The organism is Nonomuraea sp. NPDC049269 (assembly GCF_043197155.1).
Lineage (GTDB): Bacteria > Actinomycetota > Actinomycetes > Streptosporangiales > Streptosporangiaceae > Nonomuraea.
On record NZ_JBICSO010000004.1, the window covers coordinates 986,984 to 997,793 of the forward strand.

The 10,810-nt window shown below is 69.1% G+C and carries 9 protein-coding genes; all 9 read right to left on the bottom strand.

The features are described from left to right. Positions 1-3: 3 nt before the first annotated feature. The 9 genes from rodA to ACGFNP_RS27525 all read right to left on the bottom strand — a co-directional run bounded on the left by rodA (position 4) and on the right by ACGFNP_RS27525 (position 10,550). Entirely contained in the window at positions 4-1,170 is a 1,167-nt protein-coding gene (gene rodA, locus ACGFNP_RS27485; protein ID WP_358331441.1) for a rod shape-determining protein RodA, read from the bottom strand. Beyond that, entirely contained in the window at positions 1,167-3,353 is a 2,187-nt protein-coding gene (mrdA, locus tag ACGFNP_RS27490) for a penicillin-binding protein 2 (RefSeq protein ID WP_393323612.1), read from the bottom strand. Before mrdA ends, rodA begins: the two co-directional genes overlap by 4 nt. Next, positions 3,350-3,817, bottom strand: coding sequence for a rod shape-determining protein MreD (mreD, locus tag ACGFNP_RS27495; protein ID WP_358331447.1), 468 nt, complete (start codon positions 3,815-3,817; stop codon positions 3,350-3,352). Before mreD ends, mrdA begins: the two co-directional genes overlap by 4 nt. Further along, entirely contained in the window at positions 3,814-4,692 is an 879-nt protein-coding gene (gene mreC, locus ACGFNP_RS27500; protein ID WP_358331450.1) for a rod shape-determining protein MreC, read from the bottom strand. Before mreC ends, mreD begins: the two co-directional genes overlap by 4 nt. Beyond that, the gene (locus ACGFNP_RS27505; RefSeq protein WP_358331453.1) at positions 4,692-5,723 is read right to left on the bottom strand and encodes a rod shape-determining protein; all 1,032 of its coding nucleotides are present in this window, start codon (positions 5,721-5,723) and stop codon (positions 4,692-4,694) included. Before ACGFNP_RS27505 ends, mreC begins: the two co-directional genes overlap by 1 nt. Positions 5,724-6,181: 458 nt before the next feature. Continuing rightward, a complete protein-coding gene (gene ndk / locus ACGFNP_RS27510; RefSeq protein WP_214642928.1) occupies positions 6,182-6,592 on the bottom strand; it encodes a nucleoside-diphosphate kinase in 411 nt (136 codons plus the stop codon). A gap of 471 nt (positions 6,593-7,063) precedes the next feature. Then, on the bottom strand, positions 7,064-8,911 hold the full coding sequence (locus tag ACGFNP_RS27515) for a hypothetical protein (protein ID WP_393323618.1): 1,848 nt from the start codon (positions 8,909-8,911) through the stop codon (positions 7,064-7,066). Between the two features lie 11 nt (positions 8,912-8,922). Then, positions 8,923-9,261 (bottom strand): DUF4233 domain-containing protein, encoded by a 339-nt coding sequence (locus tag ACGFNP_RS27520; protein ID WP_358331459.1) that lies wholly within the window; start codon positions 9,259-9,261, stop codon positions 8,923-8,925. After that, the gene (locus ACGFNP_RS27525) at positions 9,261-10,550 is read right to left on the bottom strand and encodes a bifunctional folylpolyglutamate synthase/dihydrofolate synthase (protein WP_393323667.1); all 1,290 of its coding nucleotides are present in this window, start codon (positions 10,548-10,550) and stop codon (positions 9,261-9,263) included. Before ACGFNP_RS27525 ends, ACGFNP_RS27520 begins: the two co-directional genes overlap by 1 nt. Positions 10,551-10,810 lie beyond the last annotated feature (260 nt).

Consider the following 10,810-nt stretch of genomic DNA (forward strand, 5'->3'; position numbering starts at 1 on the left):
CTTCTAATTAAACGTCTGTTCGCGGATTCTGATCGACTGAAGCAGCCCGATCGAGATGAGATTCGCGAATGTGGCCGTCCCCCCGTACGAGACGAACGGCAGCGGCAGCCCCGTGATCGGCATGATGCCGATGGTCATGCCGATGTTGACGAATGTCTGGAACGCCAGCCAGCACACGATCATCCCGGCCACGAGCGTGCCGAACCTGTCGTCGCACAGCCTCGCGATCCTCAGCCCGCGCACCAGCACCACGCCGAGCAGCAGCACCACGGTGAGCGAGCCGAGAAACCCGAACTCCTCCCCCGCGACCGTGAAGATGAAGTCGGTGTGCTGCTCGGGCACGAACCGGCCGGTCGTCTGCCCGCCGTCGAACAGCCCCTTGCCGAACAGCTGCCCCGAGCCGATGGCGATCAGCGACTGCGTGCTGTTGTAACCGACCCCGCGCGGATCGACGCGCGGATCGAGAAAGGCGGTGAACCGCGCGATCTGGTACGGCTCCAGCATCTGGAACGCGAACACGCAGAACACCCCGGCCCCGGCGATCAGCGTCAGCAGGATGATCCACCTCTTGCGCACTCCCGCGATCACCAGCCCGGCGGCCGTGATCACGGCCAGCACCAGCGTGGTGCCGAGGTCGGGCTGCAACATCACCAGCCCCATCGTCAGCACCGCGGCGAACAGCGCGAACCCGACGTCCAGCCCGCGCGGCCGATCGCTGCCCTCGCCGGGCTGGGCCAGCAGCATCGCGATGATGAGCAGCAGGCCGAGCTTGGCGAACTCCGACGGCTGCACGGCGAAGCCGCCGCCCAGCAGGATCCACGAGTGTGAGCCGTTGATCGTCGCACCCAGCGGCGTGATCACCAGTCCCAGCCCGGCCAGGGAGAGCAGGAACGCCAGCGGCGCGTACGCCCGTATCGCGCGATGGTCGACAACGGTCACCGCCGAGCACAACAGCGTCCCGATGACGACGTTGAGCAGGTGCTTCTTGACCAGTCCCGTCGAGCCAGGCGCCCAGGTGCGGGTCGAGGACCAGACCAGCAGCGTGCCGATCACGCAGAGCGCGGCGACCGCCACCAGCATCACCCCGTCGAGCCGCCACATGGCCGACTGCGCGCCCACCGCCCGCCGGGCGAACGAGCGCCGCCCGCCCATCAGCGTGCGGTCCATCATCCCCCTGCCTCCGTGACGCCCTCCCCCGTGGTGTCCTTGCCCGTGCCGCCCTCCCCTGTGCTGTCCACCACCGTGGTGCGCGTCCCCGTCTTGCCCGCCATCGTGCCCTCGGTGACCGTGCCGTCCGTCACGGTGCTGTCCGTCACTGTGCCGTCGGCCGCGATCTTCGGCAGCTTCGACACCGGCCGGCCCCCGGGCAACGCGGGTTTGCCATGTTTACCGAAGCCGAAGATGCCCTCGTAGATCTCGCGTGCGGCGGGCGCTGCGGTGGAGGCGCCCATCCCGCCCTGCGAGACCATCACGACCACGACGAAGTGCGGATCGTTGGTCGGCGCGAACGAGGCGAACCAGGAGGTATCCTCCTTGCCCCACACTTCCGCGGTGCCGGTCTTACCGCCGATCCGCACCTTGTCCATCGGGAAGCCGGCGAACGCCCCCGCCGCGGTGCCGTCGGAGGGTACGTCGCTGAGCGCGTCCTTGATGTAGAGACGTTCCTTCTTCGACAGCGGCAGCTCGCCGACCACCGGCACGTCGATGCGCCTGACCAGCGCGCCGTCGGGCCGGACTGTCGCCCAGCCGATGCGCGGGCTGCGCAGCTTCCCGTCACTCACCAGCGCCGCGTACGCCCTGGCCAGCTGGAGCGGCGTCACCAGCACATCGCCCTGGCCGATCGAGAAGTTGGCCGAGTCGCCCGCCCGCAGCAGGAAGCCTTCGAGGCAGTTCTCGTTGGCCAGCCGCTTGAGGAACTCCGCCCGCGACTTGTCGGCCACCTCCGGATAGCCGGTTTTGGCGCGCCGGCAACTGTTGCCGCTGGTCTGGGCCCACATGTTCTTCTTCCAGGCGCGGTCGGGGATGCGCCCGGCCGACTCGCCCGGCAGGTCGATGCCCGTCGGCTTGCCGAACCCGAACGCCTTGGCCGTGTTGGCGAACACCTCCTTCGGCGTCTTCTTGGGATTGAGCCCGCCGTCCTTGAGCCACTGGGCGTAGCCCGCGCTGTAGAAGATCGTGTCGCATGACTTGACCAGTGCGGTGTGCAGGTTCATGGTGCCGAGGCCGATGCCGTGGAAGTTGTGGAAGGCCCGATCGCCCACCATGACCGCACCCGGGCAGTCGTAGGTGCCGTTCAGCGGGTACCCGGCCCGCAGCATCGAGGTCACCGACGACACCTTGAACGTCGAACCGGGCGCGAACATCCCGTTGAGCGCCCGCGACACCAGCGGCTTGCCCGTGGAGTCCGACAGCAGCCGCTGGTAGCCGCGGTCCGAGATGCCACCCGCCCAGACGGCCGGGTCGTAGCCGGGCGCGCTGGCCAGCGCGAGCACCCGCCCGGTCTTGGGTTCGAGCACGACCGCGGCGGCGCCGTCCGCCTTGGGGGCGTTCTTCATCGCGTGCTGCAACGCCTCCTCGGCCAGGGTCTGCACACGGGCGTCGATGCTGGTGACCAGCGTGTCGCCGCTGACGGGCGCCACCTGCTCCTCCACCCCGATGGCCTTGCCCATCCTGTCGACCTGCACCCGGCGCAGCCCGGCCTTGCCGCGCAGCTCGTCGTCGTAGATGTACTCGAGGCCGTCGCGCCCGACCAGATCGACGCCGGAGAAGGCGGCCTTCAACCCTTCGCGCTTCTCCAGCTCGGCCGCGGTGACCGGCTGCAGGTAGCCGAGCATCTGCGCGCCGGCCTTGCCGCCGGGATACTGCCTGACGGACTGGACCTCGGCGGAGACGCCGGGGAACTCCTCCTGCCGCTCCAGGATCTGCAGCGCCTCACGGGTGTCCGCCCGCTCCTCCACCGGGATCGGCTGGTACGGCGAGCCGGTCCAGCAGGGCTTGCTCACCCCGGGCCCGCACGGCGTGATGCGCTTCTGCAGCTGCTTGACCGGCTCGCCCAGCACCTCACCGAGCTTGCGCAGGACCGGAACGCCCTGCTCGGGCATCCTGATCAGCCCCGTCCGGTCGATCGAGACGACCAGTGAGGTCTGGTTGCGCACCAGCGGCCGACCGGAGGAGTCGAGTATCTGCCCGCGCACGGCCGGCACGATCACCGAACGCGTCCTGGTCTCCGTGGCCCTGGTGACCAGCTCCTGCCCCCGCACCACCTGTACCTGCCACAGCCGCAGGCTGAGCACCGCCAGCACCGCCATCACGATCACCTGGAGCACGACCAACCGGGTCCGCATCCTGATCATTGCGGAAACCTCGGCTGCGGCCTGTCACGGGTGATCAGCCAGATGACCAGCGGCGAGACGATCAGCGTGTAGACGACCGTCACCGGAACCTGATCGGTCAGGGTCGAGAGCGTCACCCGCGGATCCGCGATCAAGCCGCCGAGCGCGGTGGCCACCAGCGGCGCCATCAGCACGCACAGGACGACGGTGGTGGCCGGGCCGCCGACCCCCCGCCCGGCGACATAGCCGACCAGCGCGAACACGAACGCGTACTGCCCCACCAGATGCGCCGTCGGCGGCACGACGTCGACCAGCAGCCCGGCGCAGAACCCGATCACCGTCCCCGCCACCGGCCCGCGCAGCAGCGCCATCGCCACCACGGCCAGCAGCACCAGGTCGGGTGCTCCCCCTCCCGGCAACGCCAGCCGGTTGACCAGCATGACCTGCAACAACACCGCCGCCAGCACGCACAACCCGACAATCATCCCGGCCCCTCCTTGGGTGGTAGCACGGCGTCCCTCGGGTCCTTCGCGGGCGCCCCCACCACCACGCCGACCACGTCGAGCGCCGTCAGGTCGGCGTACGGCCTGGCATACGCGATGCGGGTCAGCTCGCCCGGCGTCGCCTCCACCCGCTCGATCACCCCGATCGGCACCCCGGGCACGTACGGCGCGCCGCGCTGGGAGCCGAAGCTGACGATGCGGCCGCCGCGGTTGATCGCCGCCGTCGAGTCCAGCAGCCGGAACCGTACGAGCCGCCCGTTCTCCCCCACCCCGTGCACGACGCCGATCTCCTGGCCGCCTTCGAGCCTGGCGCCGGCGGCCGAGCCCGGGTCGCTGATCAGCACCACGGTCGAGGTGTCGGCGGACGCCTGGATGACCCGGCCGACCAGCCCATCGCTGTTGAGCACGGTCATCTCGGGGCGTACGCCGTCACTGGTGCCGACGTCGATCTCGATGGCGTCCTCGAAGCCGGGCTGGCCGCGCCTGGCGAGCACGTTCGCCGTCACGATCTTGTAACCGCCGAGCCCCGCCGTCCCGAGCAGGCGCTTCAGCTCCGCGGAGCGGGCGGCATCGAGCCGGCCCGCGGCCAGGCCGGCCCGCAGCTTGGCGTTCTCGGCCTTGACCCGGTCGAGCTCGCGCTGGGCGCCGGGGGCGTTGACGATGGCGTGGAAGAAGCCTCCGACCGGCCGGACCACCGAGCCGCCGGCCTCCTCGACCGTGCCGAAGAACCAGGAACCCATCGCGCGCAGCGGCCACAGTGGCGAGGCAGCGCCAGCCCGGTGGTCGACGGTCAGGATGACCAGCGCCACCGTGAGCAGCGTTCCTAGGATCAGCCGGGCGTGGCGCGACTCTTTCATCAGCGACGTGACTCCGGTACGAGCACCTGGTGCAGCGCCTCGAACTCCTCGACGCACTTGCCCGAGCCGAGCGCCACCGAGTCGAGGGGGTTCTCGACGAGGTGGACGGGCATCCCCGTCTCGGCCCTGACGCGCTCTTCCATGCCCTTGAGCAGCGCGCCACCACCGGTGAGCGCGATGCCGCGATCCATCAGGTCGCCGGACAGCTCCGGCGGGCACTTGTCGAGCGTGGTCTTGACGGCGTCGACGATGGTGTTGACCGGCTCCTCGGTGGCCTTGCGGATCTCCTCACCGGACACCACGATCGTCTTCGGCAGGCCGCTGACCAGGTCACGGCCGCGGATCTCGGCATGCGAATCCTCACCCATGGGACATGCAGAACCGATGGCCATCTTGATCTCCTCGGCGGTGCGCTCGCCGAGCATGAGGGAGTATTCCTTCTTCGCGAAGGTGATCACCGCCTGGTCGAGCTCGTCGCCGCCGACCCTGATCGACTGGCTGGTCACCACACCGCCCATGGAGATGATGGCCACCTCGGTGGTGCCGCCGCCGATGTCGACGACCATGTTGCCGGTCGGCTCGTGCACCGGCAGCCCCGCGCCGATCGCCGCGGCCATCGGCTCCTCGACGATGTAGACCTTGCGCGCCCCGGCCTGGTAGCCGGCCTCCTTCACCGCCCGCTGCTCGACCCCTGTGATGCCGCTGGGCACGGCGATGATGATGCGCGGCTTGGCAAAGTGCCGCCTCTTGTGCACCCTTTGGATGAAATATCGCAGCATCCGCTCGGTGACATCGAAATCGGCGATCACGCCGTCTTTGAGCGGTCGGACGGCCACGATGTTTCCCGGCGTCCGCCCGATCATGCGTTTGGCTTCGATGCCGACCGCGACGATCTTCCCGGTGACAGTGTTGATCGCGACGACCGACGGCTCATTGAGCACGATGCCCCGGCCGCGCACGTAGACCAGCGTGTTGGCGGTGCCGAGGTCGACCGCCATATCACGGCCGAGAAACGCGAGCTTGCTGCCCATGGGGAACGGAGCCTTCCGTAACGTCGTTCGCGAATGACTACGGATCGAATTCGAATCGTAACGTGACGTTACCCACCAGGGCACGCAATGAGCCCCCTGTGCCCCACAAATTCTTGAGCCCATCCGGAAGCCCCGATGTCACCGCAGACGACGGACAACATTCGTCCTCCGTTTTGCACCGTTTTGACACGCCTCCCGTCGGGCTCAGCGCTGTCCACGGCACACGGCCGGCGACACGCACGTCACGGCGCGCGGCCACCTCCACCGGAGGAGCGTGCCCCTGGACAGGCCCCGGCCCCGTGCGGTGGGCGGGGCTCACCGGGCCGGCCGTACAAGATCGTAAAAGACGCGGTCACCTCGACGACGCGTGCGGTCCCGCGCGGCGGGTCTTGGCTCCGCGAAACAGCACAAAAAAAGCGCCCGCCATCGTGGCGGGCGCTCGAGAAGAACAGGAAGAGCTAGAACCGGTCCGGGAAGAAGATCTTGATCTCCCGCGCGGCCGACTCGGGCGAGTCGGAGCCGTGGACGATGTTCTCGCCGATCTCCAGCGCGTGGTCGCCGCGGATCGTGCCGGGCGCCGACTTGACCGGGTCCGTGAGCCCCGCCAGCGCGCGGAACGCCTCGACGGCGCGCGGCCCCTCCAGCACCAGCGCGACCAGCGGCCCCGAGGTGATGAACTCGACCAGCTCACCGAAGAACGGGCGCTCGGAGTGCTCGGCGTAGTGGGCCTTGGCGGTGTCGACGTCGAGAGTGCGCAGGTCCATCGCCGCGACCTTCAGGCCCTTGCGCTCCACACGGGCGATCACGTCACCGATGAGGCCACGCTTCACCCCGTCGGGCTTGATCAGGACAAGAGTGCGCTCGGACACTTGAGGTTCTCCTTCGAACAGGGTGTGGGTCGGAGTGGCGGCCACATGCACCGGCCTGGCTCCCACGGGGGGAATCGGCCCCGGGACGCAGACCACACGCGTCAAGGTGGCTGCCGCTCAGCTTACCGCCCCACGACTGCTCCCCCGCGTCCCACCATCAAGCCGCATCGACGCCCACCTGGGCGACCCGCTCACGTGCGCGCCAGCCCGTAGACCCACGCACTGGCACGCCACCCTGTACGGCCCATTCTCTGGCGCGCCATCTATCCGCGCCGGGCAACCCGACCGGCAGCCGTACAACCTGCGCCAACCACGCGTATCCGTGTAACCCAACCGCCGGGAGCGCCATCCACCCGACCGCGCCTGTATGGCCCCTCACCGACGCGCCAACCACCAGCTGTGGTTGTCCGCACTCAGCATCCAGAAATGCTCGGCCCACAGGCAGGCAGGCGGCATCCCTGGCAAGCGGTCCTACGGGGAGGTGGTGTCCTCGGGCGATTGGGCCTGGGGCGGGACAGGCGGGACCGGACCGGTCACCTCGGCCGCCCCCTCCGTACCCGCAGCATCCCCGCCAGCCGCGCCGTCAGCGGCGCTGGAGGCCGCCTTCCCGGCGCCACCAGACCCGGACGCCCGCTCTCCCCTGGCAGCCGCCCCATGACCAGAGAAGTCGGTCACCGGATCGGACCCGGAGACCCGAGGTATCGCCCCAGTAGGCCGATCCTCATCCCCACCCCCCGGCTGGGCAGGCACCTCAACGGCATCCACCCCCGAGCGCGACCGGCGACGGCCAGACCCGTCACCCCCCAGCGCACGGGACTCCGCCTCGGCATCCGAGCCTTCCCCAGCGACCTCCGCACCCGGCGAAGAAGCCAGATCATCGGTCGAAGAAACCGACTCACCGTCCACCAACGACGCGTCGACCACCGGAGCCGCCCGCCGTGTAAGCAGCTCGGCCAAGACGATGACCGCCACCACAAGAAACCCGCCGATCAGCGACCACAGATGCAACGTGCCCACGAACCGGTCCACCAGTTGCTGCGCCACCGTGACTCCACGCAGCATCTTCAGCTGCACCCCGGTGGCCAGCAGATAACCAGCCAGAACACCGGGAAAACACAGCGCCAACCCGAACAGCGCCGCCCCGATGCCCACCTGGCTGAGCGCGGACGTGAGCGCCACCGCCGCGCCCGCCGCCAGCAGCGTGAACGGGATCACCAGCACGAGCCCATCGGCCGCCGGCACCACGACCCGCACCGAACACAGACCGACCACCATCGCCAGCAGCCCCAGCGGCACCAGCCACCGCGCACCCGCGAACAGCCGCACCGCGACGGCAGCCGCCAGCGCCAGCAGGCCCGCCACCAGGAACGGGATCCACAGCCCGGTTGTGCCCGGCCCGCCGAGCAAGCCCGGTCCGCCGAGGCCGCGCATCTCTACGTAGGTGACCTGAGCCAGGCTCGGCAGCAACACGATGCCGACCGCGACCATCACATACGCCAGCGTGCGTCCCTCGCGGCTGCCGAGGTAGGCCATCACGAGCAGCGCCACGATCGCCAGCACGGCCAGCAGGATGACCAGGCCGGCCCCCCACTCCTCACTCGCGGTGCTGATGGCGACCACGGCGATGCCCACCGCGGGCACGCTCGCGAGCAGCAGTCGGCTGGATTCGCCGGCCCGTGGCTTGGGCATCGGGGGCTGGCCCCGCAGCAGCCAGGCGACGAAGTAGACGGCCGCCAGCGCGAGGGCGATGCCCGTCAGCAGTGGGTACGGCTGGAGCGTGACCCTCCAGTCGTCCACGTCGTCGAGCGGCCACAGCGCGAGCGCCTGGGCGGTGAGCAGGCTGAACGACAGCATGCCTGTCCAGATGGCGCGCAACGCCATGGGACGCTCCCAGGCCGCGACCAGCGTGGCGGGAATGAGCAGGCCCGCGCCGACCCCGTGCAGCACCCGCAGCACCGCAACCAGGAACGTCGAGCCCGCGAACCCGCCCGCGGCATCGGCGAGGGCGAGCACGGCGAGCCCGCCGAGCAGCATGTGCGGGACCTTGACGTGGCGCAGCGCCACCGCGGCGAGCGGCACCGTGAGAATCATCGCCGGGAGCGCCAGCCCGTGCGCGCGCATCAGCGCCAGCTTGTCGAAGCCCTCGGGCAACAGCCCCGAGACCACGGACACGGTGTTGGGGATCGCGATGATCGCCAGTGGCAAGGCGACGATGATGAGCAGCCCGAGAACCGAGTCGAGCAACCACGGGAACCTGACGCCTGCGCTGGGTCCCGCGCTCGGCGCGTTCGGGGACCGCTGGATCGGGGGGACGGCCATGTTCGCCGACTTTAGCGGGAAGTCACGCCCTCGACACGGCGAGCGACGAATATCGCGGTAATCCATAGCGCCGCGAAGATCACTCCTAGGAAGAACATCGCCGGCACGAGGAACCCCGCGCCGATGGCCAGGACCTGCAGAATACTGCCCGCGACGTACGCGAAGGGCCGCTTGAGCAGCCCGGCGACGACCACGCACAGCACCGCGAGCCCGATACCGACAGTGACCGCCACCGCCGTCTCGACACCGCTGTTGATCGCCACCGGCGTAATCAATCCGCAGACGACGGCCTCCATCCCGAGCACGCTGGCGCCGAGCCGACGCATGCCTGGAGTGACCTGAAAGTTCATCACAAACTATCCGCCTTAAGCAGATGACGGGCATCTCCCGCCGTCACGACCGAGCCCGTGATGAGCACGCCCGTGCCGCTGAACTCGCCTTGAGCGTCGGCGATCCCGATGCCCATGTCGATGGCCTCGTCGATACGTTCGACGATCCGCACCCTGTCCTCACCGAACAGGGGTATGGCCACTGCCGCCAGCTCGGCGGGCGACATCGACCGGGGAGAGGAGTTACGCGTGACGACGATCTCGTCGAGAATCGGTTCCAGCAGGTCGAGCAGGGTGTGCACGTCCTTGTCACGCATCATCGCGACGACGCCGACGACCTTGGCGAAGTCGAACGCCTCCTGCATGGCCTCGATCGACGCCTGCATGCCGCCCGGGTTGTGCGCCGCGTCGACGACGACTGTGGGATCGCGCCGCAGGATCTCCATCCGCCCCGGGGACGACGCCTGCGCGAACGCCTGCCGTACGATCTCGACGTCGAGCGGGTCGTCGCCCCCCGTCAGAGCCTCCACAGCGGCCAGCGCGCAGACCGCGTTGCTCGCCTGGTGCTCACCGTAGAGCGGCAGGTAAACCTCCTCGTAGACGCCCTTGAGGCCGCGTAGCGTGAGCAGCTGCCCGCCCATCGCCACATCGCGGGCCAGCACGCCGAACTCAAGCCCCTCACGCGCGACCACCGCGCCGACGTCGGCGGCCCGCCGCATCAGCACCTGGGCGGCCTCGATCTCCTGCTGAGCGAGTATGGCCGTGGCACCGGGCTTGATGATGCCCGCCTTCTCACCGGCGATGCTCGGAATGTCGGGCCCGAGCCTGTCCGTGTGGTCGAGCGAGATCGGAGTGATGATCGCCACGGTGCCGTCCGCGACGTTCGTGGCGTCCCAGGAGCCACCCATGCCCGCCTCGATGACCGCCACGTCCACCGGAGTGTCGGCGAACGTGGCGAAGGCCATGGCCGTCAGCAACTCGAAGAACTGAATCCGCCGGCCCTGCGTGTCGGCCAGCTCAACGTAAGGGGCGATCTCCTCGTACGCCTGGGCGAAACGCTCCTCGCTCAGCGGCTCCCCGTCGACGGTGATGCGCTCGCGAACCGAGACGAGATGCGGGCTGGTGAACCGGCCCACGCGCAGGTTGCGCTCCTTGAGCAGCGCCTCGGTCAAGCGCGCCGTGCTCGTCTTACCGTTTGTGCCCGCTATGTGTATGACAGGGTACGCCTGCTGCGGCGAGCCGAGCAGGTCCATGAGAGCCGCGATCCGGTCCAGCGTCGGTTCGAAGTCCCACTCGACGCCTCGCTCCATGATCGCGCGTTCAACCGCACGATAGTCCACTCCTCAACCCTACTGACCGTACAGAGCGCTCTCCCACGCCGGCCACCCGATGATCAGCGGTTTCGGTGCCCGGGGACCACCGGCGCGCCTGCCACAAACTGCCCTATAACGCAGAAAGGGCCCCACGCATAAGCATGGAGCCCTTCCCGAACAAAAATTGTCCGGCGGTGACCTACTCTCCCACACCCTCCCGAGTGCAGTACCATCGGCGCTGGGAAGCTTAACTTCCG

Bases quoted from the DNA above. Each gene is read 5' to 3' on its own strand.
- ACGFNP_RS27505 (WP_358331453.1), bottom strand. From the start codon at position 5,723: ATGGGCAGCAAGCTCGCGTTTCTCGGCCGTGATATGGCGGTCGACCTC.
- ACGFNP_RS27525 (WP_393323667.1), bottom strand. From the start codon at position 10,550: ATGGAGCGAGGCGTCGAGTGGGACTTCGAACCGACGCTGGACCGGATC.
- mreD (WP_358331447.1), bottom strand. From the start codon at position 3,817: ATGATTGTCGGGTTGTGCGTGCTGGCGGCGGTGTTGTTGCAGGTCATG.
- mrdA (WP_393323612.1), bottom strand. From the start codon at position 3,353: ATGATCAGGATGCGGACCCGGTTGGTCGTGCTCCAGGTGATCGTGATG.
- mreC (WP_358331450.1), bottom strand. From the start codon at position 4,692: ATGAAAGAGTCGCGCCACGCCCGGCTGATCCTAGGAACGCTGCTCACG.
- ACGFNP_RS27520 (WP_358331459.1), bottom strand. From the start codon at position 9,261: ATGAACTTTCAGGTCACTCCAGGCATGCGTCGGCTCGGCGCCAGCGTG.
- rodA (WP_358331441.1), bottom strand. From the start codon at position 1,170: ATGATGGACCGCACGCTGATGGGCGGGCGGCGCTCGTTCGCCCGGCGG.
- ACGFNP_RS27515 (WP_393323618.1), bottom strand. From the start codon at position 8,911: ATGGCCGTCCCCCCGATCCAGCGGTCCCCGAACGCGCCGAGCGCGGGA.